Source organism: Nocardia sp. NPDC051750, from assembly GCF_044453135.1.
In the GTDB taxonomy this organism is placed as follows: Bacteria; Actinomycetota; Actinomycetes; order Mycobacteriales; family Mycobacteriaceae; genus Nocardia.
Genome location: NZ_JBITCK010000009.1, coordinates 188,398 through 211,574 on the forward strand (window position 1 = coordinate 188,398; position 23,177 = coordinate 211,574).

A 23,177-nucleotide genomic window follows, 5' to 3' on the forward strand; every position below is an offset into this window, starting at 1 on the left:
GGTTCCGGTCCCGCGTAACCTGCATATTCCGGCTGTGTGACAGTCGTGCGCCACCAGGGGTGGGCTTCGCCCAGCTGGACCTATTAGGCTTCCGCGTATGGCTTCTGGAGACATCGTCCCGATCGAGCTCGGTCTGACCGACGGCGATCTCGTCACCCTGTGGGCACCGCGCTGGCGTGATGGTGACGACGAGTGGGAAGCGTTCCTAGGACATGAGGACGCCCTCTACGGCTTCGAGTCCGTGGCCGAGCTAGCGGCCTTCATCCGGACCGACTCCGATAACGACCTGGTCGACCATCCCGCCTGGAAGGTGGTCGCGGGGCTGTCGGCCGCCGAATTGGAGCCCGAGGACAACTACTCCTTCGACCTGGTCGGGGTGCCGGAGCTGGCTGCCGGTGAGCCGGATGTGGACACCGTCGCCGAGCTCGAGGACACCCTCGCCATGGTCCGCAATATCGGCGAGGTCTGTGAACTCGAGGCGGTGACGAAGTTCTTCGGCACCCATCCGTCACTCAGTGCGCTGGCCGGCGGTACCACGATGTTCGTGGGCCGCGAAGGCCTCGAACTCTGGGATCAGATCGGTGCCGCCGTCGCCAAGAGCTGGGACGACGTACTGGACGCGATCGATTCGGTGGTGCGGGTGCCGTCCGTAGACGCCGAAGCGGTGGCCTTGGCCGAGGCGGAGCTGCTCGCCGCCGAGGAGAACGAGGTCGACGCCGACGATGTCGCCGATACCGACGACGACAGCGATTTCGAGCCGGTCGATCTGGATGCCGACGAGGACGACACCGACGACGCGGACCTCACCTTCTGGGAGGAAGTCGGAATCGACCCGGTCAAAATCGTCACCTCGGACGCGGAATACTTCACGCTGCGCTGCTATCTCGACGACGAACCGATCTTCCTCGGTGCCAAGAACTCGATCTCCGTATTCGGTAGCGAACGCGCGCTCGCCCGTTTCCTCGCCGATGATCACGAACACGATCTGGCGCGGGTGAGCACCTTTGCCGAGGTGCAAACGGCGGCGGTGGACGGTTCGCTGGAGGTCGAGGTCACCGACGAGAACGTCTACGTACTGCCCGGTCTGGCCGATGATCTGGCCGAGGGTCCCGAAGCGGTGGACACCGAACAGCTGGATCTGGTGCTGGAGTTGTTCACCGACGCCGCCGATTACGCCGACGACGACGCGGTCGAACAGGCGCTGGCGAAATCGACCCCGCTCGGCTGGTACGTCTCCTACCTGCTGAACCCGGATCCGACGCGGATGGCACCCAATCCGCCGTTCGATACCGAGGCCCGGGCCTGGCGGGAACTGGAGCGTAATTTCGAGTCCCGGCTGACGCCGCGCTGATTCGCCCGCAGACTCCGGCGTGGCTGCCCCGTTAGGTCTCGATGTGGACACACGACGGTTCATTCGGTCGATAAACCAGCATCGACTCGGCAAACTGTCCGACCAGCGGTGTTTGTCGTAGCGCAGACCCGGCCGGCTCATTCCGGGCGGAGCGGCACATACCGTCGCAGTAGGGCGGATGTACCAAAGGAGGACGCATGCCGACAGTGCGGATCGATCTGGATCAGGATCTGCTGGCGGCCGCCGGCGCAATCATGGGCACGGAGACCAGTAAGGCAACCATTCACGAGGCGCTGCGCCGGATCGTGGTCCACGAAAGGCAGCTGCGGCATTTCGAGCGGCTGGCCGCGTCGGCACTGAACCGTTCACCGCAGCCCGCGATCAGCAAGGGCTGAACTCGCCCGACCACGCGGGCGAGTGTCGCCGAATACTGTCGGTACCCGCTGGCATGATCCGGACTCGAGGAGTCTGGAGGGGGAATCATGCCGGTACCGATCACCGATATGCCGCGGGCCCAGCGGCCGCGCGAGCGGCTGTGCGCATTGGGCCCGCAAGCGCTGAGCGACGGCGAACTATTGGCCCTCCTGCTCGGTCAGGGCAAACGTGGGGCGAGTGCGGTGGAACTCGCTCTCGCCCTGCTCGCCGAGTTCGGCGGCGTGTCCGGGCTGGCCTCGGCCCGCCCGGAGGAGCTCAGCCGTCACTGCGGGGTGGGTACGGCCAAGGCCGCGACGATCATCGCCGCCTTTCAACTCGCCGCACGTGCCCGCACCGATCCGGCACCCGCGGCGCCGCTGCTCCGCGCGGCCGATGTGGCGCGGGCGGCGTGGCCGCTGTTCTCCGGCGCCCGGGTGGAACGCCTGCTGGTGCTGGTCTGCGATGCGCGCAACCGGCTGCGGCGGTCGGTGTTCGTGGCCGAGGGCGCGATCGACGAGGTCGCGGTGCCGGTGCGCGAAATCCTGAACACGGTGCTGCGCCACGACGGCCGTGCCTTCGCGCTCGTCCACAACCACCCGTCCGGCGATCCCGCGCCGAGCCTCGACGACAGGCGCGCGAGTAGTGTGCTCGCCGCCGCGGCACAGACGGTGGGCCTGCGATTTCTGGATCATGTGGTGCTCGCCGGCGAGGATTGGCGGCGCGCCGCTCCGCTCGAGGAGATGACCTCGTGAACCGAGCTCGAGCGCATCGGTCAGTGCAGTGGTTCGCCCACCTTGTCCGCTGCCGTGCCACCGGTCACGTGCCGGGCCCGTCGCCGGGCGGCAACGACCCGCGATCCGATCAGGCCTTGCCGCGGCGCGAACAGGTAGACGGCGGTGAACACGGCGCCCTGCGCCAGGACCATCGTCGCCCCGGGTGCGGTATCGGCGTAATAGCTCACGTAGAGCCCGGCGACGGCACAGACCGCCGAGATGGCCGGGGCGAGTACCAGCATGCGGCCGAACCGGTCGGTGAGCAGATAGGCGGTGGCACCCGGGATGATCAGCATGGCCACCACCAGGATCACCCCCACCGCCTGCAGCGCCACCACCGAGGTCAGCGCGAGCAGGCCGAGCAGGGTCGCACCGAGAACGCGCGGGTTCAGGCCGATCGCGTAGGCGTGCACGGGGTCGAACGCGTAGAGCGTGAAATCGCGGCGTTTGAGCACCAGCGCCAGGAAAACCAGCGCGGCCAATCCGGTGATCTGGATCAGTTCACCCCGGCTGACGCCCAGCAGATTGCCGAAGATGATGTGGTTCAGATCGGTATCGCTCGGTGTCACCGAGATCAGCACCAGGCCGAGGGCGAACAGCGTGGTGAACACGATGCCGATGGCGGCGTCTTCCTTCACCCGGCTGGTGTCCCGGACCAGGCCGATCAGGGCGACGGCCAGGAACCCGAAGACGACCGCGCCGACGGCGAACGGCACCCCGGCGATATAGGCGAGCACCACCCCCGGCAGCACGGCGTGCGATACCGCATCGCCCATCAGCGACCAGCCGACGAGCACCAGCCAGCAGGAGAGCAGTCCGCAGACGATCGCCGCGACGACCCCGGCGGTGAACGCCCGCACCATGAACGCGTACCGCAGGGGTTCGAGCAGGAATTCCACCAGATCCATCGCATTCACCGCTGTTCCAGGACGTCGAGCCCGAAGGCCAGGGCGAGGTTCTCCGGCCGCAGGGCTTCCTCCGGGCTGCCGTGGACGAGTACCCGGCGCATCAGCAACACCGCCTCGTGGGCCAGCCCGGGCAGGGCATGCAGATCATGGGTGGAGATCAGCACGGTGGCCCCGCCGGCGGCCAGTTCACGGAGCAGCCCGGTGATCGTCGCCTCGGACCGTTTGTCCACCCCGGCGAACGGTTCGTCGAGCAGCAGGATCCGGGCGCCCTGCGCGATCCCCCGGGCGACGAACGCGCGTTTACGCTGGCCGCCGGACAGTCGCCCGATCTGCCGGTCCGCCAGATCGGTCAGTTCGACGCGTTCGAGTGCCTCGTCCACAGCGGCGCGGTCCGCGCGGCTCGCGCGCCTGGTGAAGCCCATCCGGCCGTAGCGTCCCGTGGTGACCACATCGCGTACCGACAGCGGAAAGGACCAGTCCACGGCTTCGCTCTGCGGCACATAACCGAGAACCCCGGCCCGGCGCGCCGCGGGCGGTGTGGCGCCGCCGATCCGGACCGTTCCGCGATCCGGGACGATCATGCCCATGAGGGTTTTGAACAGGGTCGATTTTCCCGACCCGTTCATTCCGATCAGCGCGCACACCCGTCCCGCGTCCACGGTCAGCCGCACCTGGTCCAGGGCCTGCACCTGGCCGTAGTAGACCGTGACGCCGTCGACGTCGATCGCTGGGACTGTCATGACCGGCTCCCGGTGAGTGCGGCGGCGATGGTCTCGGCGTCGTGCCGGACCAGATCCAGGTAGGTCGGCACGGGCCCGTCGGCGGTGGACAGCGAATCCACGTAGAGCACACCGCCGAAGCGGGCGCCGGTGGCCTCGACGACCCGCTGCATCGGCGCGTCGGAGACGGTGGATTCACAGAACACCGCGGGCACCTGGTTGTCGCGCACATATTCGATCACCCGGGTGATCTGCTGCGGCGTGGCCTGCTGTTCGGCGTTGACCGGCCAGATGTAAGCCTCGGACAAACCGGCGTCGCGGGCCAGGTAGGAGAACGCACCCTCGCAGGTCACCAGGGCCCGCTGCCGCCGGGGCAGATCCCGCAACTCGGCCACGAGCTCGTCGTGGACCTGCTGTAACCGGAGTTTGTAGCTCTCCCCGTTGGCGCGGAACGCGGCGCCGTGTTCGGGGGCGAGCCGGGTGAACGCGGCGACCATATTGTCCACATAGGTCTGCACGTTCAGCGGCGACATCCAGGCGTGCGGATTGGGTTTGCCCGCATAGGCGTCCGAGGTGATGGGCACCGACGCGACGCCATCGCTCACCGTCACGTGGTCGGCGTCCAGATCGGCGACGAACTGACCGAACCATGCCTCCAGGTTCATGCCGTTGTCCAGGATGAGATCCGCCTTGGCGGCTCGTTTGATATCCCCGGGAGTCGGTTCGTAGCCGTGGATCTCCGCGCCGGCCTTGGTCAGCGACTGCACCTCGAGATGCTCACCGGCCACATTGGCGGCGATATCGGCCAGCACCGTGAAGGTGGTGACCACCACCGGCTTACCGGTGCGCGGCAGATGGAACGTCGCGCAGGCGGTGAGCACAATCGCCATACCGCAGGCCACCAGGGCAGCCGTGGCCCGGAGAAACACCCGCATCCGAACCACCGCCTTCCAGTTGAAATGGTAAGTTCGGGTACCCGAATTATCAAGTTCGTGTGACGAAACCCTATCGACGGGGAAAACAAAACCGCCCCCGTGACCGGCACGGGAGCGGTTCTGCAGGCAAAAGCTCAGCGCGCGAACAACAGGGCGCGCTTCACTTCCTGGATCGCCTTGGTGACCTCGATCCCGCGTGGGCAGGCATCCGTGCAGTTGAACGTGGTGCGGCAGCGCCACACCCCGTCGACCTCGTTGAGGATGTCCAGGCGTTCCCGGGCGGCCTCGTCACGGCTGTCGAAGATGAAGCGGTGCGCGTTCACGATCGCGGCCGGGCCGAAGTAGCTGCCGTCGTGCCAGTACACCGGGCAGGACGTGGTGCAGCAGGCACACAGGATGCATTTGGTGGTGTCGTCGAACCGGGCCCGGTCGGCCTGGCTCTGGATCCGCTCGTAGGTCGGCTCGTTGCCGGAGGTGATCAGGTACGGCTTCACCGCCCGGAACGCGTCGAAGAACGGCTCCATGTCCACGACCAGGTCCTTCTCGACCGGCAGGCCGCGAATGGGTTCCACGGTGATGGTGACCGGCTTACCGTTCTTCGGCAGCATGTCCTTCATCAGAACCTTGCAGGCCAGCCGGTTCACCCCGTTGATCCGCATCGCGTCGGATCCGCACACACCGTGCGCGCAGGAGCGGCGGAAGGTGAGCGTGCCGTCCAGGTAGGACTTGATGTAGATGAGGATGTTGAGGAACCGGTCCGTCGACAGGGCCGGCACCTGGAACGACTCCCAGCGCTGCCCCTGGCCGTCCTCCGGGTTGAACCTGGCCACCTTGACGGTGATCATGGTCGAGCCCTCGGGCACCGGCGCCGGATTCGCGGCTGCGGGCTTTTCGGCTACAGCGGTCATCAGTACTTACGCTCCATCGGCTCGTAACGGGTCTGCACCACGGGCTTGAAGTCGAGCCGGATATCCGAGAGGAGATCCGCGCCTTCCTTGTAGGCCATCGTGTGCCGCATGAAGTTCACATCGTCGCGGTCGGGATAGTCCTCGCGGGCGTGGCCGCCGCGCGATTCCTTACGGTTGAGCGCGCCGACCACCGTGACTTCGGCCAGCTCCAGCAGGAAGCCCAGCTCCAGGGCCTCGAGCAGATCACTGTTGTAGCGTTTGCCCTTGTCCTGCACCGTGATCCGGGCGTAGCGCTCCTTGAGCGCGTGGATATCGGTGAGGGCCTGCTTGAGCGTGTCCTCGGTGCGGAACACCGAGGCGTTGTTGTCCATCGACTTCTGCAGTTCGGTGCGGATATCGGCGACCCGCTCGTTGCCGTGGTCGGACAGGATCAGCGACAGCCAGTCCTGCACCATCCGCGCCGGCTGTTCCGGCATATCGACGAATTCGGCGCGCTGCGCGTATTCGGCGGCGGCGATACCCGCACGGCGGCCGAACACATTGATATCGAGCAGCGAGTTGGTGCCGAGGCGGTTCGCGCCGTGCACCGAAACGCACGCGCATTCGCCGGCGGCGTACAGCCCGGGCACGACATCGGTGTTGTTGCGCAGCACCTCGCCCTGGATCCGGGTGGGGATACCGCCCATGACGTAGTGGCAGGTCGGGAAGACCGGTACCAGTTCCTTCACCGGGTCCACGCCGAGATAGGTGCGGGAGAACTCGGTGATATCGGGCAGTTTCTCCTCGAGCACGTCCTCGCCGAGGTGGGTCACGTCGATGTAGACGTAATCCTTGTTCGGTCCGGCGCCGCGGCCTTCCAGCACCTCGAGCACCATCGAGCGGGCGACGATATCGCGCGGCGCGAGGTCCTTGATGGTGGGTGCGTAGCGCTCCATGAACCGTTCACCGTCGGCATTGCGCAGGATGCCACCCTCACCGCGGACCGCCTCGGAGATGAGGATGCCCAGGCCGGCCAGGCCCGTCGGATGGAACTGGTGGAATTCCATATCCTCGAGCGGCAGGCCCTTGCGGAACACGATCGCCATCCCGTCACCGGTCAGCGTGTGCGCGTTCGAGGTGGTCTTGTACATCCGGCCGGAACCGCCGGTGGCGAAGACGATCGACTTGGCGTGGAACACGTGCAGTTCGCCGGTGGCCAGCTCGTAGGCGACCACACCGGTGGCGACCGGACCGCGATCGGTCTCGGTCATCACGAGGTCCAGCGCATAGAACTCGTTGTAGAACTCCACGTCGTGCTTGACGCAGTTCTGGTAGAGCGTCTGCAGGATCATGTGACCGGTACGGTCGGCGGCGTAGCAGGCGCGCCGCACGGGCGCCTTGCCGTGGTCGCGGGTGTGCCCGCCGAACCGTCGCTGGTCGATCTTGCCCTCGGGCGTCCGGTTGAACGGCAGACCCATCTTCTCCAGGTCGAGGACGGCATCGATGGCCTCCTTGGCCATGATCTCCGCGGCGTCCTGGTCGACGATGTAGTCACCACCCTTGACCGTGTCGAAGGTGTGCCACTCCCAGTTGTCCTCTTCGACGTTGGCCAGGGCCGCGCACATACCGCCCTGCGCCGCGCCGGTGTGGCTGCGCGTCGGGTACAGCTTGGTCAGCACCGCGGTGCGGGCCCGGGGGCCCGCCTCGATGGCCGCCCGCATACCCGCGCCACCGGCGCCGACGATCACGACGTCGTAGCGGTGCTCCTGAACAGGCCGAGACTCAACAGTGGCGTCGGTTCGTTCGCTGCTCTCAGCTGCCACGTCGGTTCGTTCGCTGCGCTCACTCATGCGAGGGGGCCGTTCCTAACTGATGTTGGGGTCGAAGGTGAAGATGACGTAGGTGCCCACGCCCATGATCAGGATCATCGACAGCACCAGCAGGGTGTTCAGCCAGAAGCGGGTCGAGTCCTTGCGCGAGTAGTCGGCGATCACGGTGCGCAGCCCGTTACCACCGTGCAGCTGCGCCAGCCACAGCATGGACAGATCCCAGATCTGCCAGAACGGACTGGACCAGCGGCCGGCGACGAACGCGAAGTTCAGCCGCTTCACACCACCGTCGAGCAGCAGCATGATCGCCATATGGCCGAGAACCAGCACGATCAGCGCGAGACCGGAGAAGCGCATGAACAGCCACGCGTACTTCTCGAAGTTGCCACCGGTGTGGGCCCGGGGGGAGCGTGGCAGATCCAGGCTGGCCGGGCGATCGTGGGACTTGCCGAGAACGGGTGCAGTCATGTCTCAGTGCTCCGTCAACAGTAGGTAGAACATGCGGCCGATCGAAGGCACCATGAGCACCACCAGCAGGCCGAGGATGCCCCAGAGCATCTGCTTCTGGTAGCGCGGGCCCTTGGCCCAGAAGTCCACCAGGATGACCCGCACACCGTTGAGCGCATGGAACAGCACGCAGAAGACGAGGCCCATTTCCATGAGCGCGACGATCGGGGTCTTGTAGATCGCGATCGCTTCGTCGTACATTTCGGGACTGACCCGGACCAGCGCGGTATCCAGGACGTGCACGAAAAGGAAGAAGAAGACCGTGACACCGGTGATCCGGTGCAGGGCCCAGGACCACATTCCGGGGTCGCCGCGGTACAGCGTCTTGCGCTTCGGCTGAGCCGGAGCTTCTATCGTGGCCATAGCGTCTCGGTGCCTCCAACATCGTTGATGGACCCGGTCACAGCTCCCGGCACCGGTGCGGCGGGGCCGGAATTCGGTGACGCACCAGCCGGATGTGACAGTGCCCTAACCCGGGGTCGCTGTCGCTGGGCTCGCCGCCGCCGAACGCGTAACCGATCTGTTCTGGACTCTAATCCCCTCACATTCGGGGAACTAATTCGGCGTGCCGCGCGTTGTGCCGATATCCGACAGGTTAGGGTTACCTTTGCATGGTCGCCACGGGGTTACGCGGCGGGTCGCCCACGCCCGCACAACCCCACGTACGGAATACCCCGCACAGTGGTATTTTCGCTGCAAATCATTGCCTGACAACGACTTTCGCAATCCAGATCGAATGCAGGCGACTGCGTCCCGATTTCCGGCGACGAGGAATGCTCTCAATGCCGAAGTCGCCATTGTGCGCGGCGGCAATGTGCAAAATGTCTCAGTCAGGGAAGCCAAGTTACCCAAGAGTAGCCGAGAGTTCGGGCGGCCGGGGAGATCTTCCGAAAACTCGCGGAACGCGACGGCGCCGGGCCCGGCCGCCGCGCCACGTCCCGGCCACCACCCGGGCGTCGGCGCCGCGCCGCGCGGAAAGCCCGCCCGGCCCGGCGCCGAGAACACACCCCGATGGCGTGCCACGGTGCAGGTCAGTCGCCTTCGCCGATCGCCTCGACCCGCAACCGCACCGCTTCATAGTTGAACACCGTGTCGACGACATCCCCGGTCACATGTCCGAGGAGCGCCTGGCTCGCCGCCGCACTCTCCGGATACTTGCCGACCGCCGGATCGGCGTCGTAATCGGGCACGATCTGGTACTCCAGCTGCACCTCGACCTCGTCGAACACATTGAGCCTGGACAACAACAGCTTCGAATACACCATGACGATCAGGAACTTCGGCAGCGTCATTCGATACCTTCCTGGCGACCACGAGACCCGGACCGGATGGCCGGGCACCTTACATATCTCCAGACCGACCCTCGTGTTTCAGCGTCTTTGGCGCGCTGGCGCGCGCGGGGGTTTTGGCCCCCCTTGGGCCCTGCTTTGAGCCCTCGAGACTCGCGGCTTCGCCGCATGCGCTTCGAGGGCTGAAAGCAGGGCCGGGCCAAAACCTCCAAGGGCCTCGCTGAACTCGGCGCCGCCGCTGGGCACGTCAGGTTCGATCGGGGTTATGGAACCTCCAAGGGCCTCGTAAGACTCGGCGCCGCCGCTGGGCACGTTCGGGGACGGAGGTGGGCTGGACGTTCGAGAGCCTCGCTGGGCTCGGCACGGACGCTGGGGACATTCGGACTGGTGCGGGCGGCTGGTAGATCGAAGGCCTCGCTGAGTTCGGTGCCGGAGCCGGGGAGGGAGGATGCAGAGCCGAGTCGTTCGAACGTTGATACACCGACCACGGGAGTACGAATGGATATCGACTGGGTAAGTCTGCGTGCCGCGGCCGCCGAGGTGATGAGTAAGGCCTACGCGCCCTACTCCCGGTTCCCGGTGGGAGCGGCCGGCTGGGACGGGGAGGGAATCTCGATCGGCTGCAATGTGGAGAACGTGTCGTACGGGCTCGGGCTGTGCGCGGAATGCGTGCTGGCCGGCAACCATCGGACCCGGTCGGGCAGCCGCCTGATCGCGGTGTCGGTCTGCGATTCGCGGGGCGCGATCCTGCTCCCCTGCGGCCGGTGCCGGCAGGTGCTGTACGAGTTCGGCGGTAAAGAGCTGCTGATCGACCACCCCGGCGGACCGGTCCCGCTGGGCGACCTGCTGCGTGATGCCTTCGGCCCCGACGACCTGGCGGCCGGCCGCACCTGAACAGCGGCGCCCGGATGCGGCGGCGCCCCCACCCGACCGGCCACAGACAACAATCCCGGGTAGTGGCGGCGATGCTGCCGGGAACTGTGCCCGGCCGGGTGTGCCACGCAATCCGGCCGCGCGGAATCTCGGCGGGCCCCCGCGGGTTGGTCCCGGGTATGACCGTTCCCCTCTCCGTCCTCGATCTGGCCGCCGTCGCCGCCGACGGATCACACCGGCAGGCACTCGCCGATACCCTGACCGTCGCCCGCGAAGCCGAGCGACTGGGGTTCCACCGGTTCTGGGTGGCCGAGCACCACGGGATGCCGGGGATCGCGAGTTCGGCGCCGCCGGTGCTGATCGCCGCCGTGGCGGCCGCGACCGAGCGGATCCGGGTCGGGTCCGGTGGGGTGATGCTGCCCAATCACGCGGCCCTGGTCGTGGCCGAGCAGTTCGGCACCCTGGTCGCGCTGTACGGGGATCGGATCGACCTGGGCCTGGGCCGGGCCGCGGGCACCGATCCGCTGATCTCGTCCATCATCCGGCGCGGCGCCGCCGCCGAAGCCGTGGAGGACTTTCCCAAGCAGGTGGTGGAACTACTCGCCTATTTCGGCACGATCCCCCCGCTACAGGGCGGGCAGGGTGACCGGGTCCGGGCGATTCCGGGTGAGGGTGATCCGCCCGAAATGTGGCTGCTCGGGTCCAGTGATTTCAGCGCCCGGCTCGCCGCCATGATGGGTCTGCCGTTCGCGTTCGCGCACCATTTCGCGGGCGGGCGCACCACTCCGCTGGTTTTCGAGCTGTACCGCCGCGAATTCCGGCCCTCCGAGATCCTGAGCGAACCGCGTTCCATGCTCGCGGTGGCGACCGTCGTCGCCGATACCGAAGCGGAGGCCCGCCGCCGCACCCTGCCGCAGAGCCTGGTGCAGTTGCGGATGCGCACCGGTCAGCTTCCGCAGCGCATCCCGACCCTCGCCGAGGCGGAGGCGCATCCGTGGTCCGACGCGGAGAACGCCTTCGTCGACGACCGCAACGCCGATCAGGCCGTGGGCACCCGCGATCAGGTGCTGGACCGCCTCGACACCCTGGTGAAGGAGACCGGCGCGGACGAGATCATCGTGGCGCCCACGGGCCCGACCGTGCAGCAACGCCTCGAAACTCTGCGCGCGCTGCAGGAATGAACGCGCACGCTGCGAGACTGGGTGCGTGACGGCACACGACGCGATATCGATCATCCGGGCGAAACGGGACGGCGCCGAGCTTTCCGACGAGCAAATCGATTGGGCGATAAACGCTTTCACCCATGATGTGATGGCCGGCGAGCAGATGGCGGCGCTGGCCATGGCGATCGTCTGGCGCGGGATGAACCGGCGCGAGACCGCCCGCTGGACCCGCGCGATGATCGACTCCGGCCGCCGGCTGGATTTCACCGACCTGCCCCGGCCCACGGTCGACAAGCACTCCACGGGCGGTATCGGGGACAAGATCACCCTGCCGCTGGCCCCGCTCGTGGCGGCCTGCGGCGCGGCGGTACCGCAACTGTCGGGTCGCGGGCTGGGCCACACCGGCGGCACGCTGGACAAGCTCGAATCCATCCCCGGGTGGCGCGCCGACCTCGGCCCGGACCGGATGCGCGAAATCCTGACCGATCCGGCCGTCGGCGCCGTGGTCTGCGCCGCCGGCGCCGATCTCGCACCCGCGGACAAACGTCTCTACGCACTGCGCGATACCACCGGAACGGTCGAGTCGATTCCGCTGATCGCCAGTTCGATCATGAGCAAGAAGATCGCCGAGGGCACCGCCGCGCTGGTGCTCGATGTGAAGGTCGGTTCGGGCGCGTTCATGCCGACCCACGCCGAGGCGCACGCCCTGGCCACCACCATGGTCGAACTGGGCGCCGACGCCGGGGTGCGGACAGTCGCCCTGCTGACGGCAATGGACACCCCGCTCGGACGCACCGCGGGCAATGCGCTCGAGGTCGCCGAAGCGGTGGAGGTGCTGGCCGGCGGCGGCCCGGCCGACGTGGTCGAGCTGACCCTGGCGCTGGCCCGGGAAATGGTCACGCTGGCCGGGTTGGACACCGATCCGGCGGACGCGCTCGCCGACGGACGCGCGATGGACCATTGGCGCGGCATGATCCACGCCCAGGGCGGCGACCCGGACGCGCCGCTGCCGTCCGCCGCCCACACCGAAACTCTGTCCGCACCCACCTCGGGCACGCTGACCCGCCTCGACGCCCGGGCAGTCGGGATCGCCGCATGGCGGTTGGGAGCCGGGCGGGCCCGGCAGGGCGATCCGGTCCAATCCGCCGCCGGTGTACGACTGCACGCGACCGTCGGGGACCAGGTGACTGCCGGTCGCCCCCTATTCACCCTGCATACCGATACACCGCACGCGCTGCCCGGGGCGTTGGAGGCGTTGTCCGAAGCGATCGCCATCAGTCCGCAATCCCCGCGCCACAACCCCCGTGGCCCACTGATCCTGGACAGAGTGGGCGACGGCAGGTCCTGAATCCGGCACCGCTGCCGAAGCCGCGTCCACCTCTCGTCCTGCGCGCGGATACAAACCCCACGGGATGTTCCGGTGGAGGGCCGCCGGACCGGCACCGGGCCGGTACCACCGGAACCGGCGCCCCGGTCCGGAACCCATCTGCCCCGCGACCACCGGCTGACGGCCGCGGGAACTCGAGGTGAGCGGTAGCCGAAGAGGTGGGACCTTTTGGAGCATCCGGCTGCCCGGCCGGGAATTCGGCGATACCGTCGATACATGACCGGACCCATGCCGCTGGATCTCGCAACGCTCCGCCGGGCGCCGAAGGCACTTCTGCACGATCACCTCGACGGAGGTCTGCGGCCCGGCACCGTGCTCGAACTCGCCCGCGAATGCGGCTACGACCAGCTCCCCGCGGACGATGCCGATTCGCTGGCGCGGTGGTTCCGCGACGCGGCCGACAGCGGCTCGCTGGAACGCTATCTGGAGACCTTCTCCCATACCGTCGCGGTGATGCAGACCCCGGCGGGTTTGCACCGGGTGGCCCGGGAATGCGCCGAGGACCTGGCCGCCGACGGCGTGGTCTACGCCGAGGTGCGTTTCGCGCCCGAACAGCATCTGGAGCAGGACCTCTCCCTCGACGAGGTGGTCGAGCACGTGCTGGCCGGGTTCGCGGCCGGGGAGGCGGCGGCGGCCGCCGCCGGGCAGCCGATTGTGGTGCGCTGCCTGCTGACCGCCATGCGCCATGCCGCGCGGTCGCGGGAGATCGCGGAGCTGGCGGTGCGATTCCGGGATCGGGGGGTGTGCGGTTTCGATATCGCGGGCGCGGAGGCCGGTTATCCGCCCACCCGGCATCTGGATGCCTTCGAATATATGCGGGTCAACAACGCGCATTTCACCATCCACGCGGGTGAGGCCTTCGGGCTGCCGTCCATCCACGAGGCGCTGGCCTTCTGCGGCTGCGACCGGCTGGGCCACGGGGTACGGATCGTCGACGATATCGAAGCCCCGGGCGGGATCGAGGATGCCCGGTTGGGCCGGCTCGCCCAATACGTTCGCGATACCCGGGTGCCGCTCGAGTTGTGTCCCTCGTCGAACGTCCAGACCGGGGCGGTTCCCTCACTGGACAAACATCCGTTCGACCTGCTGGCCCGGCTGCGCTTCCGGGTCACGGTGAACACCGACAACCGGCTGATGAGCGATACCAGTATGAGCCGGGAGATGCTGAAACTGCACCAGACCTTCGGCTACGGCTGGAGCGATCTGGAACGCTTCACGATCAACGCGATGAAATCGGCGTTCATCCCGTTCCCGGAGCGGCTGCGGATCATCGACGACATCATCAAACCGGGGTACGCCGTACTGCTGGGGTGAGCTGTTTCGTCGGGTTCGGCACCGACGCTGGGCACGTCCGGTTCGATCGGCTGCTATGGGACCGCCACGGGTCGGGTGAGCACGTTCGGTTCGGTGCGCCGCCCACCTCGGGCGGCGGCAGCACGACACGCCGGCACCACCGGCCGGCGCCTGCTTCGGGCCCGATGCCCGGTGGCGGCCCGATTGTCAGCAGTGCGGCCCGGTCGCTGCCCCGCACTTCTGCGCAGGTCCGACGCCCGGGAAGCCCGGAAGCAGCATCGACGGTCCAAAACTTCTAGGCTCATCGTCGATGTACATCAGGGAGCTCCACCAGCGCACCGCCCGCCGCTTCGGCTCGGTGCTCACCGCCGCGGTCCTCGCGGCCGTACCGATAACCGTCTGCGGGCCCGCGATCGCGCAGCCCCCACCACCCACCGTCCCACCGTTCGTCACCCCCGTGACCGATACCTGCCCGCAGCGGACCCAGCCGCCGCCGGCGATCGACGCCTCCGAGGTCCCCGAACCCGGCGACCCCGCGCCCACTCCCCTGGCGGTGCCCGATCCGCCGATCGGCGGTAAACGCCTCGGCGAGTGCGGTGTGGTCCTGCCGTCCGGCGCGCCCGCGGTACCGCCGGATATCTCCGCGACCGCCTGGATGGTTTCCGATCTGGACACCGGCGCGGTGCTGGCCGCCAAGGATCCGCACGGCCGCTACCGTCCGGCCAGCACGATCAAGGTGCTGCTGGCGACCGTCGCGTTGCGCACCCTCGACCTGGACAAGATCGTGGTCGGCACCCAGGCCGACGCCGATGTGGAGGGCACCCGGGTCGGCATCGGCCCGGGTGGGCGCTATACCAACCGCCAGCTACTACACGGCTTGGTCATGGCGTCCGGGAACGACGCCGCGCACGCGATCGCCGCGCAGCTCGGCGGGGACGAGGCCGCGATCGCGAAGATGAACGACCTCGCGAAATCCCTGCACGCCTACGACACTCGCGCCGCCACCCCGTCCGGACTGGACGGGCCGGGGATGAGCACCTCGGCCTACGATCTGTCGCTGCTGTTCCGCGAAGCCATGTCGATACCGCTGTTCGCGCAGATGATCGGCACCGAACAACTCGATTTCCCCGGCTATCCGCCCAACCCGGCGATTCCCGGCGATCAGGATCATCCCGGTTTCCCGATCGCGAACGACAACGGCCTGCTCTACAACTATCCCGGCGCGCTGGGCGGCAAAACGGGTTACACCGATGACGCCCGGCAGACTTTCGTCGCGGCCGCCGAACGCGACGGGCGCCGCCTGTCCGTGACCCTGCTGCAGGCCGATGTGCTGCCGATCCGGCCCTGGGAGCAGGCCGCCCGCCTGCTCGACTACGGTTTCGGGCTGGGCCCGGAAGCGAAGGTCGGCGACATCCCCGGCGACGAGTCCGAATCCGGTTCAGCTGCACCCGGTTTGGCAGCACCTCCCGGTGAAGGCGATATCGCGTATTCGGCGCAGCCCGCGGCCGACAGCGCCTACGACGAGCTCTGGATGCTGCTCATGGTCGCCGGACTGATCCTGGTCCCGGTGCTGCTGGTGGGAACCTGGCATATCCGCACCCGCCGTCACTGAGCTTCCGCGCCGGATCCTCGGCGCGGTTGTGTCAGTCGCGTCGGCGCCGTAACCCGTTGAGCCCCAACGCGGTGAGTGCGCCCACGCCGAACAGCACGACCGCTCCGCCCAGGCGGGGCCGGCCGGTGTCCTGGATTCGTGGCTGGATCACCGCGGGCCCGGGCACCGGCACCGAGACGAGTTGCTCGTTCTCTCGCGCGGTCGCCGCCCATGCGGTGGCGAACAGGATGATCCGGTACACCACATAGCTGAAGACCATGATGCCGATCACCGACCCGAATGCCGCGCCCGCCGGGCTGCTCAGGATGGACCGCAGATAAATACTGGCGATGTTCTTGAACACTTCGAACCCGATCGCCGCCAGCACTGCGGCTTTCGCGGCACTGCGCAGAGTCACGGGTTCCCGGGGCAGCCGGGCGATGATCCAGGTGAACAACGCCCATGACGCGACCATGGCGAGGACCGTCGACAGCAGCCACAACAGCCACCGGGACCCGGGCATCTCCTCGAGCCCCACGACTTCGAGCAACTGCACGCCGAGCCGGCTCGACGCCAGGACCGACAATCCGAGCGACAGCGCCAGCGCCAGGAACAGTCCCAGCAGGGCGCCCAGATCGGAGAGTTTGGTGCGGAACCAGTTCTGTTCCTCGGATTTCTGTTCCCACTGCTCGGTCAGCGCCTTGCGCAGGTTCGCCATCCAGCCCAGCCCCGAATACAGCCCGGTGAGCAAGCCGAAAACGCCCACCGCGCTACGCGAACCCACGGCCTGGTCGATCAGATCGTTGAGCTGGGTTCCCATTTCGCCAGGGATGTTCTCGACGACTTTCGCCTGCAGTTCATCGAGCAATTCCGCGTTTCCGGCCAGCACGAAACCCGCGATGGCGAAGGCGATCATCAGCAGCGGGAACAGCGACAGCACCGTGAAATAGGTGATCCCCGCCGCGTAGTAGTCACCGCGCTGGCTCTGATATCTGCCGGCGGCCCGCACCAGATGGTCGAGCCAGGGCCGCTGCCCGATCATCCGCTGGACGGCGGCTTTACCGTTGTCGATCACCTGCACTGTCTGCGCCCCTCATCGCCAACGCGCACCGGCCGCGCGACCGATCAGCGGGCGAGGAACCCGACCCGGTCGTAGACCTGTGCGAGAGTGTTGCCGGCGATCTCGCGCGCACGCTCCGCGCCGAGCGCGAGGATGCGATCGAGTTCGCCCTGATCCGCCATGTACTCTTCCACTTTCGCCCGCAATGGGGTGACAAATCCGACCAGTGCGTCGGCGACGTCGGCTTTCAGGTCACCGTATCCGCGACCCGCATAGTCCTTTTCGAGGGTCACGATCGGCGTCTCGGTGAGCGCGGACAGGATCACCAGCAGATTGCTGACCCCCGGCTTGTTCTCCACGTCGTAGCGGATTTCGCGTTCGGTGTCGGTGACCGCCGACCGCACCTTCTTCGCCGTCGCCTTCGGATCGTCGAGCAGGTTGATCAGACCCGCGTCCGAACTCGCCGATTTACTCATCTTGGCGGTCGGATCCTGCAGGTCGTAGATCTTGGCCGTGCCCTTGACGATATGGGCCTCCGGAACCACGAAGGTCTTCTTGAACCGCGTGTTGAACCGCTGGGCGAGATTGCGGGTGAGCTCCAGATGCTGCCGCTGATCCTCCCCGACCGGCACCTGATGCGGCCGGTACAGCAGGATATCGGCGGCCATCAGCACCGGGTAGGTGAACAGTCCGACGGTGGTGTTGTCCGCCCCCTGCTTCACCGATTTGTCCTTGAACTGGGTCATCCGGCTCGCCTCACCGAACCCGGTGATACAGCTGAGCACCCAGGCCAGTTCCGCGTGCTCGGGCACCTGCGACTGCACGAACAGCGTGGACCGATCCGGGTCGATCCCCAGGGCGAACAGCTGCGCCGCCGCGACCCGGGTGCGCTTACGGAGTTCCTTCGGATCCTGCGACACCGTGATGGCGTGCATATCCGGGATGAAGTACAGCGCGTCGTAGTCGTCCTGCAGCGTCACCCAGTACTGCAGAGCACCGAGGTAGTTCCCGAGATGGAACGAGGCACTCGTCGGCTGGATACCGGACAGCACCCGCTGTTTACGTTCCCCGGCGGCCGGGGTCTGGGCAGGACTGGACATGCCCCGATCTTCGCATGCGGCTCAAGCGGAATTTCGCTCCGCCCACTTGCGGGGATCGATCCCGGGCATACTGCGCTTACCCCCGCGCGCGAGCTGCTGCTCCTGCTTGGTGATCAGCTTGTACACCGGCGCGCTCGGCCCGTTGAGCACGGTTTTCACCGGCCGCGGTACCAGCGCCGACGGCACCTGATGGGTGGTACGCACCGCCTGTGCCACACTCCGGTAGACGAGCTCGTCCCGACGTTTCCAGTCGATCCCGTACATCCGCCGGATCCGCTCCGGCAGGCTGCCCTGCACCAGCAGGTAGTACGCCGAACTCACCTGCTGCGCCGGCGGCCGCTGCGGGTAGGGCACGGTATGCCCGGAGAGATAGTTGCCGACCTTGCGCGCCTCGTCGGTGAGGAACAGCTCGTCGGAGTCGATATATCCGTCGAAGTACTTCCGGAACGCCGGGTAGTCCGAGGGCGCCGCCTCGCGCGGCATCCCGAACAGTTCGCCCCAGCGCACATAATCCTGGTACAGGCCCTCGCGCTCCCCGTCGGTGAGCCGCCGGACCAGCAGGTCGTACATGACCTCCGACGAGTCGAAGGTGAACGCCATGGTCATGAAACTCAGGTGCGGGTCGTAAGCGGAATACGCCGACCCGGCCGGATGCTTCTCCCCCGCATCCTCCGGCAGCACCCCCACCACCTTCTTGTGCTTCTTCCCGGTGAACTCGAGCGCCCGATCCGCTTCGTCCTTGTCCCCGAAGAACACGGCCTCGAACAGTTTCCCGGTGAGCGCCAGCCGCGTATACGGCGTATCCCGGTGCTCGGTGGATTCCGCGGTCCCCACATACAGCAGCGGATTCACCGCCCCGATCACCAGCGCCCGCAGCCCGTAGGTGAGCCCGACGGCCCGTTTGCGCATCACTCGCCGAATCATCGAATCGTCGGCAAAGTACCCCGTGTCCATGGCCATCTCAGCCTCCAGGTCCAGCTCACCAGTGAGCGCTGCGCGCCCGCGCATCTGGCAATAGCATCCCCCAGTTGACCAGATTCTGGCAAGGCCTACCACCAAATTTCCCGAGCCCGACGAAATGTGGCGCGACCCAAGCCACTGCCGCGAGCCAGGAGCGACCGGTTGCCGACCGGGCCGGTTCGCCCCGCCCGCACCGATGAGCCGCCGACCCGCCATCATTTAGGGATGGCAGCGCAGCGCACGTACGGCGGTTTGTCCGCGGAGGAACGGCGGGCCCAGCGACGGGTCGCGCTCCTGGACGCGGCGCTGGAGATCATCGGCAACCAGGGGCTGGACAAGCTGACCGTGACGGGGATGTGCACCGAGGCGGGCCTGAACGAGCGCTACTACTACGAAAGCTTCAGCAGCCGCGACGACGTACTCACCGCCCTGGTGGACGGTATCGCCGAGGAGCTGGTGCTGGCCATCGTCGCCGCCGCGCACACCGCGACGGGCGACTCCCGCGCCAAGGCGCACGCCGCGATCACCGCCGGTATCCACCTGCTCACCGACGACCCCCGCAAAACCGAGGTCACCATGGTCGCCGCCATGGCCACCCCGCAACTACGCGCCCGCACCACCGAAACCATTCGCGTCTTCGCCCGCCTCGTAGCCAGCGAGGGTATCGAGTTTTACGGCGTCACCGACCCGGCCCCGGATCCGGTGATCGATTTCCGCGCCACCTACCTGGTCGGCGGCCTGGTCCAAACCCTCACCAGCTGGGTTCGCGGCGACCTCCCGATCACCCGCGACACCCTCATCGACTACACCACCGACGTCTTCGTCCTCCTCGGCGAGGATTTCGCTCGCCGCGACACCACACCGACTGAGTACGCCGACACCGAGGCACCGACGCCGCCTGAGCGCTGAGTGAGTCCCCGCGCTGAGCGATCAGCGCGGGGACTCACTCAGAGTCGGAGTGGGACTGCTGTGACTCCCGCGGGCTCACCTTGCAGGACGACCCGGAAAACGACCTCGCGCGACGGCCAGAAATCCGCGCATTCCTCGACCACCGAGGCGAACCATTCCCGTTCCGCCGGTGCATCCGCGAGGAGTTCGCCGGCCTCGCGGATCGCGAGCACGTAGCCGGCCGCATCCCCGAGAGTGTCCTCGAGGTTCATCAGGCATTCGTCGAACGCGTCCTTGTTCGGCCGGAAGTAGTACGGGAACTGCAGGGCGGCCGCGAATTCATCGAACAGCGCGGGTACGGTGCGCATCCGGCTGCCGCGGAGTTCGCGCACCTGGAACGTTTCCGGTGCCTGGTAGCGGACCCGGCTGAACTCCGCCGCGTCCACATCCACCGCACCCAGGGCGGTGTGGTGTTCGCCGGACGGTCGGAGTTCGGTGTCGTAGGAGAAGTCCAGGAAATCCGCGAGCGCGAGGGGTTCGGGCATCAGCGCATCCTTGTGAAGGTGTCGTAGTGGTCGCCGGTGTACCAGGCCGAACCGTCACTGCCGGTGACGATGCGCTCGGCGTCCCGGGACTGTCCGGGCTTCTTCGGGTTCACATCCCACTCCTGGTACGTGACGCGTTTCCCGGAATCGTCGGTCGCCGGGAGCCGTCCCTCCCGGTTCCGGAAGGTGATCCCGCCTTTCGTGCCGGGTGCGTTCGCCGAATCCGGCCAGCGGCCCGCATCGATCTCTTCCAGGGTTTCGTAGGCACGTTCAGGCACCCCGGCCACCCGCGAAACCACCGGGGAGTCGACGGGGGTGGTCTTGCCCGAGGTGAGCTGGCTGCTCACGGTGGAGGTGGCGCCGGCCGACAGTGTGACTGCGGTATTCGAGGCACCGTCGTCACCGGTCTGCGTGCTGAGCAGGGCGACGACGATCGCCACCACCGCGGCACCCACCGCCGACAGGATCTTCACAGCTTTCGCGCGCACAGAACTCCCCTTCATCGATATTGAACGGTCACCGGAGCATGATCGGACCAGCGCTCGGCGTAGGTCGCGGCACGTTCGACCACGGCCTGTTTCGCCCGCTCGGCCGCCTCCGGCGTCGCCAGCTGGTAATCGATCCGCCAGCCGGTGTCGGTGTCGAACGCTCGCCCACGATACGACCACCAGCTGAACGGACCGTCACCCTCCGGGTGAAGTTTTCGCACCACATCCACGTACCCGGCGGCCAATTGCCGGTCCAGCCAAGCCCGTTCGGCGGGCAGGAAGCCGGACTTCTTCAGATTGCCCTTCCAGTTCTTCAGGTCCCGTTCGGTGTGCGCGATATTCCAGTCACCCGCGATGATGAATGCGCCGGTGCGCGCGGACATCCGGGTGGCGAGCTCGTCGAGGAACCGGTACTTCTCGTCCTGCCGCGGCGTATCCGCTTCACCGGTATGCACATACACACTCGCGACGGTGACCTCGTCGAACTCGACTTCGATATAGCGGCCCGCACCGACGAATTCGCTGTCCGGATCGATACCGATCCGCACCGATTTCGCGGGCCGGCGCGACAGCACGCCCACCCCCGCCCGGCCTTTGGTCCCGGGTTCCGCGTGCGCCAGCTCCCAGCCCTCGGCCAGCGCGGGCGCGAGCGCGGTGGCAATCTGGGTGTCGTCGGCACGGGTTTCCTGGAGGCAGACGATATCGGCCTCGGTCCGCGCCAGCCAGGGCAAGAGGCCCTTGCCTGCGGCGGCACGAACACCGTTGACATTGACGGTGGATACGATGTACGGCACGGATCGACCGTACAAGGACACCTCATCGCAGCTCACCGGCACCCGCACACGATCCCGTCGTGGCAGCAGTTCCCACGTCGGGGGACATCCGATAATCGACATGTGTCGACTGTTTCCTCCCAGCCGCGAATGGAGCGCAGATGAGCCCGTCTGGCACGGAAAAAAAGGGCGATCTGCACGACCTCCCGACCTGCGCCCCGGAGGGACTGAAGGGTCTGCGCACCGCGGCCGAGGGCCTCATCCAGGAATACTTCCAGCTACTGGGGTCGGGTACCCCGTCCAAGGCTCCTGATCCGGAAAAAGTTTTCCAGGACAAAGGCATCGCCAACCCCGACCACCAGGCGACGATGCTCGACAACTACGACGACCACGAGGAAGAAGTCGGCAAGGTCAAGAAGGACTACGAAGCCCAAGACGACGGCGTCTCCGTAACCACCGAAGGAATCGGCGGCGCGATTACGGATGCCTACGCGGCCATGGACAGATCGGTCGAGCTGCTCAACGACAAGATCGACGCCTCCCACGATCAGGTGATAACGGATACCAACGACGACGGCACGACCACGCAATACCTGCCGACTCATACGATCCAAACAGTGTTCGACGGGATCTGGGAAACGCTGGACGCAACATATAAAGAAGTGATCGGCGTTTCGGATCAGGCGGCGGCCCGGGCACTCAATATCAACGGCGACGAGTCGGACTTCCCGGGTAGTAACACCACCCCTTCGGCCTATACCCCGATGTCGTACACAGCCACTCCGAGCTCGTACTCCGCCGGAAACAGCGGATCGACCTCCCCCGAGCTGACCCAGACCTCGGGCTCGATGGGCACCGCGATAGTCCCCACCGCAGACAAGCCCGATGCCATGAAGATTATGAAATACCTGATCGAGGAACATGGCTTCACCCCGGCACAAGCAGCGGGAATTGTCGCCAACGCGAAATTCGAGTCCGGTTTCAATGTCGGGGCAACGGGTGACAGCGGATCTGCCCACGGCATGTTCCAGTGGCGTTTCGATCGATACGCGGGACTCCAGGAGTTCGCCAGCCGGCCGGGCGAGGATATCGGCAACTGGGAAACACATATCGACTACATGGTTCACGAACTGCGCAGTGGAAGCTCCTATCAACAGGCCGAGAACATCGTCAACGGGAACCCGAACGATGCCCGCGCGGTGGCCGAGGGTTTCGACCGGCACTATGAGCGAAGCTCCGGGCACACCATCAACGACCGGCGTGAATACGCAGCGGGAGTCCTCGCCGAGTGGAACAAGACCAACTCGAATATCGCCGTCTGAACCGGACCGTCCGATCGGAGCGTAATGCGAGCGGCTCATCGGCTCGGTCACCGGTGGCATGGCTGCGGAAACCCGCCTCCGGTGCCGGGTAGCAAGCGCTTTCCGGCGGCAATGCGAACACC

Annotated in this window: 24 protein-coding genes; 10 read left to right on the top strand and 14 right to left on the bottom strand. The window is 66.9% G+C overall.

The genetic code is table 11. The features are described from left to right. Window positions 1-97 precede the first annotated feature (97 nt). From ACIA75_RS34340 to ACIA75_RS34350, 3 genes are all read left to right on the top strand, one after another. Window positions 98-1,351, top strand: coding sequence for a primosomal protein (locus ACIA75_RS34340; RefSeq protein WP_397111236.1), 1,254 nt, complete (start codon window positions 98-100; stop codon window positions 1,349-1,351). A gap of 197 nt (window positions 1,352-1,548) precedes the next feature. After that, window positions 1,549-1,746 carry a type II toxin-antitoxin system VapB family antitoxin gene (locus tag ACIA75_RS34345; RefSeq protein ID WP_397111237.1) on the top strand — a complete coding sequence of 66 codons (198 nt, stop codon included), beginning with the start codon at window positions 1,549-1,551 and terminating at the stop codon, window positions 1,744-1,746. 87 nt (window positions 1,747-1,833) lie between these two features. Then, the gene (locus ACIA75_RS34350) at window positions 1,834-2,517 is read left to right on the top strand and encodes a RadC family protein (RefSeq protein WP_397111238.1); all 684 of its coding nucleotides are present in this window, start codon (window positions 1,834-1,836) and stop codon (window positions 2,515-2,517) included. Between the two features lie 20 nt (window positions 2,518-2,537). On the opposite strand, the gene ACIA75_RS34355 is transcribed toward ACIA75_RS34350, so the two are convergent. The 8 genes from ACIA75_RS34355 to ACIA75_RS34390 form a co-directional block, all read right to left on the bottom strand. Continuing rightward, on the bottom strand, window positions 2,538-3,446 hold the full coding sequence (locus ACIA75_RS34355) for a metal ABC transporter permease (protein ID WP_397111357.1): 909 nt from the start codon (window positions 3,444-3,446) through the stop codon (window positions 2,538-2,540). 5 nt (window positions 3,447-3,451) lie between these two features. Then, on the bottom strand, window positions 3,452-4,186 hold the full coding sequence (locus ACIA75_RS34360; protein ID WP_397111239.1) for a metal ABC transporter ATP-binding protein: 735 nt from the start codon (window positions 4,184-4,186) through the stop codon (window positions 3,452-3,454). Further along, window positions 4,183-5,100 carry a metal ABC transporter substrate-binding protein gene (locus ACIA75_RS34365; RefSeq protein WP_397111240.1) on the bottom strand — a complete coding sequence of 306 codons (918 nt, stop codon included), beginning with the start codon at window positions 5,098-5,100 and terminating at the stop codon, window positions 4,183-4,185. The genes ACIA75_RS34360 and ACIA75_RS34365 overlap by 4 nt, the downstream gene beginning before the upstream one ends. Window positions 5,101-5,234: 134 nt before the next feature. Then, a complete protein-coding gene (locus ACIA75_RS34370) occupies window positions 5,235-6,008 on the bottom strand; it encodes a succinate dehydrogenase iron-sulfur subunit (protein ID WP_397111241.1) in 774 nt (257 codons plus the stop codon). Next, the gene (sdhA, locus tag ACIA75_RS34375; protein WP_397111242.1) at window positions 6,008-7,837 is read right to left on the bottom strand and encodes a succinate dehydrogenase flavoprotein subunit; all 1,830 of its coding nucleotides are present in this window, start codon (window positions 7,835-7,837) and stop codon (window positions 6,008-6,010) included. The genes ACIA75_RS34370 and sdhA overlap by 1 nt, the downstream gene beginning before the upstream one ends. A gap of 15 nt (window positions 7,838-7,852) precedes the next feature. Further along, the gene (locus tag ACIA75_RS34380) at window positions 7,853-8,284 is read right to left on the bottom strand and encodes a succinate dehydrogenase hydrophobic membrane anchor subunit (protein WP_397111243.1); all 432 of its coding nucleotides are present in this window, start codon (window positions 8,282-8,284) and stop codon (window positions 7,853-7,855) included. Window positions 8,285-8,287: 3 nt separating this feature from the next. Then, complete coding sequence (sdhC, locus tag ACIA75_RS34385) at window positions 8,288-8,686, bottom strand: succinate dehydrogenase, cytochrome b556 subunit (RefSeq protein ID WP_397111244.1); 399 nt, start codon at window positions 8,684-8,686, stop codon at window positions 8,288-8,290. Between the two features lie 668 nt (window positions 8,687-9,354). Beyond that, entirely contained in the window at window positions 9,355-9,615 is a 261-nt protein-coding gene (locus ACIA75_RS34390; protein WP_397111245.1) for a hypothetical protein, read from the bottom strand. Between the two features lie 495 nt (window positions 9,616-10,110). Between ACIA75_RS34390 and ACIA75_RS34395 the strand changes: the two genes are divergently transcribed. The 5 genes from ACIA75_RS34395 (at window position 10,111) to ACIA75_RS34415 (ending at window position 15,940) form a co-directional block, all read left to right on the top strand. Then, window positions 10,111-10,506: a cytidine deaminase gene (locus tag ACIA75_RS34395; protein ID WP_397111246.1), complete on the top strand. Its 396-nt coding sequence runs from the start codon at window positions 10,111-10,113 to the stop codon at window positions 10,504-10,506. Window positions 10,507-10,664: 158 nt separating this feature from the next. Beyond that, entirely contained in the window at window positions 10,665-11,666 is a 1,002-nt protein-coding gene (locus ACIA75_RS34400; RefSeq protein ID WP_397111247.1) for an LLM class flavin-dependent oxidoreductase, read from the top strand. A 25-nt stretch (window positions 11,667-11,691) separates the two neighbouring features. Further along, the gene (locus ACIA75_RS34405; protein WP_397111248.1) at window positions 11,692-12,996 is read left to right on the top strand and encodes a thymidine phosphorylase; all 1,305 of its coding nucleotides are present in this window, start codon (window positions 11,692-11,694) and stop codon (window positions 12,994-12,996) included. Window positions 12,997-13,251: 255 nt separating this feature from the next. Further along, window positions 13,252-14,349, top strand: coding sequence for an adenosine deaminase (locus ACIA75_RS34410; RefSeq protein WP_397111249.1), 1,098 nt, complete (start codon window positions 13,252-13,254; stop codon window positions 14,347-14,349). Between the two features lie 289 nt (window positions 14,350-14,638). After that, complete coding sequence (locus ACIA75_RS34415) at window positions 14,639-15,940, top strand: D-alanyl-D-alanine carboxypeptidase family protein (RefSeq protein WP_397111250.1); 1,302 nt, start codon at window positions 14,639-14,641, stop codon at window positions 15,938-15,940. Between the two features lie 31 nt (window positions 15,941-15,971). On the opposite strand, the gene yhjD is transcribed toward ACIA75_RS34415, so the two are convergent. From yhjD to ACIA75_RS34430, 3 genes are read right to left on the bottom strand one after another with little or no spacing between them, the layout of a single operon-like run. After that, entirely contained in the window at window positions 15,972-17,000 is a 1,029-nt protein-coding gene (gene yhjD / locus ACIA75_RS34420) for an inner membrane protein YhjD (protein ID WP_397111251.1), read from the bottom strand. A 44-nt stretch (window positions 17,001-17,044) separates the two neighbouring features. Continuing rightward, window positions 17,045-18,079: a tryptophan--tRNA ligase gene (gene trpS, locus ACIA75_RS34425; protein WP_397111252.1), complete on the bottom strand. Its 1,035-nt coding sequence runs from the start codon at window positions 18,077-18,079 to the stop codon at window positions 17,045-17,047. Between the two features lie 21 nt (window positions 18,080-18,100). Continuing rightward, the gene (locus ACIA75_RS34430) at window positions 18,101-19,087 is read right to left on the bottom strand and encodes an oxygenase MpaB family protein (protein ID WP_397111253.1); all 987 of its coding nucleotides are present in this window, start codon (window positions 19,085-19,087) and stop codon (window positions 18,101-18,103) included. A gap of 177 nt (window positions 19,088-19,264) precedes the next feature. On the opposite strand from ACIA75_RS34430, the gene ACIA75_RS34435 reads away from it, so the two are divergent. Next, on the top strand, window positions 19,265-19,948 hold the full coding sequence (locus ACIA75_RS34435; RefSeq protein WP_397111254.1) for a TetR/AcrR family transcriptional regulator: 684 nt from the start codon (window positions 19,265-19,267) through the stop codon (window positions 19,946-19,948). Window positions 19,949-19,986: 38 nt separating this feature from the next. Here ACIA75_RS34435 and ACIA75_RS34440 read toward each other — a convergent pair whose 3' ends face one another. From ACIA75_RS34440 to ACIA75_RS34450, 3 genes are read right to left on the bottom strand one after another with little or no spacing between them, the layout of a single operon-like run. Beyond that, on the bottom strand, window positions 19,987-20,472 hold the full coding sequence (locus tag ACIA75_RS34440; RefSeq protein WP_397111255.1) for a barstar family protein: 486 nt from the start codon (window positions 20,470-20,472) through the stop codon (window positions 19,987-19,989). Then, the gene (locus tag ACIA75_RS34445; RefSeq protein ID WP_397111256.1) at window positions 20,472-20,975 is read right to left on the bottom strand and encodes a ribonuclease domain-containing protein; all 504 of its coding nucleotides are present in this window, start codon (window positions 20,973-20,975) and stop codon (window positions 20,472-20,474) included. The genes ACIA75_RS34440 and ACIA75_RS34445 overlap by 1 nt, the downstream gene beginning before the upstream one ends. Beyond that, window positions 20,972-21,754, bottom strand: a complete 783-nt coding sequence (locus ACIA75_RS34450; RefSeq protein WP_397111257.1) for an exodeoxyribonuclease III — start codon at window positions 21,752-21,754, stop codon at window positions 20,972-20,974. The genes ACIA75_RS34445 and ACIA75_RS34450 overlap by 4 nt, the downstream gene beginning before the upstream one ends. 140 nt (window positions 21,755-21,894) lie before the next feature. Here ACIA75_RS34450 and ACIA75_RS34455 point away from each other — a divergent pair, with 140 nt between their 5' ends. Beyond that, window positions 21,895-23,055 (top strand): phage tail tip lysozyme, encoded by a 1,161-nt coding sequence (locus tag ACIA75_RS34455; protein ID WP_397111258.1) that lies wholly within the window; start codon window positions 21,895-21,897, stop codon window positions 23,053-23,055. Window positions 23,056-23,177: the final 122 nt, after the last annotated feature.

What these genes read in the sequence shown, in the direction of transcription:
- ACIA75_RS34340 (WP_397111236.1), top strand. Translation starts at nt 98, where the DNA reads ATGGCTTCTGGAGACATCGTCCCGATCGAGCTCGGTCTGACCGACGGC.
- ACIA75_RS34345 (WP_397111237.1), top strand. Translation starts at nt 1,549, where the DNA reads ATGCCGACAGTGCGGATCGATCTGGATCAGGATCTGCTGGCGGCCGCC.
- ACIA75_RS34350 (WP_397111238.1), top strand. Translation starts at nt 1,834, where the DNA reads ATGCCGGTACCGATCACCGATATGCCGCGGGCCCAGCGGCCGCGCGAG.
- ACIA75_RS34355 (WP_397111357.1), bottom strand. Translation starts at nt 3,446, where the DNA reads ATGGATCTGGTGGAATTCCTGCTCGAACCCCTGCGGTACGCGTTCATG.
- ACIA75_RS34360 (WP_397111239.1), bottom strand. Translation starts at nt 4,186, where the DNA reads ATGACAGTCCCAGCGATCGACGTCGACGGCGTCACGGTCTACTACGGC.
- ACIA75_RS34365 (WP_397111240.1), bottom strand. Translation starts at nt 5,100, where the DNA reads ATGCGGGTGTTTCTCCGGGCCACGGCTGCCCTGGTGGCCTGCGGTATG.
- ACIA75_RS34370 (WP_397111241.1), bottom strand. Translation starts at nt 6,008, where the DNA reads ATGACCGCTGTAGCCGAAAAGCCCGCAGCCGCGAATCCGGCGCCGGTG.
- sdhA (WP_397111242.1), bottom strand. Translation starts at nt 7,837, where the DNA reads ATGAGTGAGCGCAGCGAACGAACCGACGTGGCAGCTGAGAGCAGCGAA.
- ACIA75_RS34380 (WP_397111243.1), bottom strand. Translation starts at nt 8,284, where the DNA reads ATGACTGCACCCGTTCTCGGCAAGTCCCACGATCGCCCGGCCAGCCTG.
- sdhC (WP_397111244.1), bottom strand. Translation starts at nt 8,686, where the DNA reads ATGGCCACGATAGAAGCTCCGGCTCAGCCGAAGCGCAAGACGCTGTAC.
- ACIA75_RS34390 (WP_397111245.1), bottom strand. Translation starts at nt 9,615, where the DNA reads ATGACGCTGCCGAAGTTCCTGATCGTCATGGTGTATTCGAAGCTGTTG.
- ACIA75_RS34395 (WP_397111246.1), top strand. Translation starts at nt 10,111, where the DNA reads ATGGATATCGACTGGGTAAGTCTGCGTGCCGCGGCCGCCGAGGTGATG.
- ACIA75_RS34400 (WP_397111247.1), top strand. Translation starts at nt 10,665, where the DNA reads ATGACCGTTCCCCTCTCCGTCCTCGATCTGGCCGCCGTCGCCGCCGAC.
- ACIA75_RS34410 (WP_397111249.1), top strand. Translation starts at nt 13,252, where the DNA reads ATGACCGGACCCATGCCGCTGGATCTCGCAACGCTCCGCCGGGCGCCG.
- ACIA75_RS34415 (WP_397111250.1), top strand. Translation starts at nt 14,639, where the DNA reads ATGTACATCAGGGAGCTCCACCAGCGCACCGCCCGCCGCTTCGGCTCG.
- trpS (WP_397111252.1), bottom strand. Translation starts at nt 18,079, where the DNA reads ATGTCCAGTCCTGCCCAGACCCCGGCCGCCGGGGAACGTAAACAGCGG.
- ACIA75_RS34430 (WP_397111253.1), bottom strand. Translation starts at nt 19,087, where the DNA reads ATGCGCGGGCGCGCAGCGCTCACTGGTGAGCTGGACCTGGAGGCTGAG.
- ACIA75_RS34435 (WP_397111254.1), top strand. Translation starts at nt 19,265, where the DNA reads ATGGCAGCGCAGCGCACGTACGGCGGTTTGTCCGCGGAGGAACGGCGG.
- ACIA75_RS34440 (WP_397111255.1), bottom strand. Translation starts at nt 20,472, where the DNA reads ATGCCCGAACCCCTCGCGCTCGCGGATTTCCTGGACTTCTCCTACGAC.
- ACIA75_RS34445 (WP_397111256.1), bottom strand. Translation starts at nt 20,975, where the DNA reads ATGAAGGGGAGTTCTGTGCGCGCGAAAGCTGTGAAGATCCTGTCGGCG.
- ACIA75_RS34455 (WP_397111258.1), top strand. Translation starts at nt 21,895, where the DNA reads ATGAGCCCGTCTGGCACGGAAAAAAAGGGCGATCTGCACGACCTCCCG.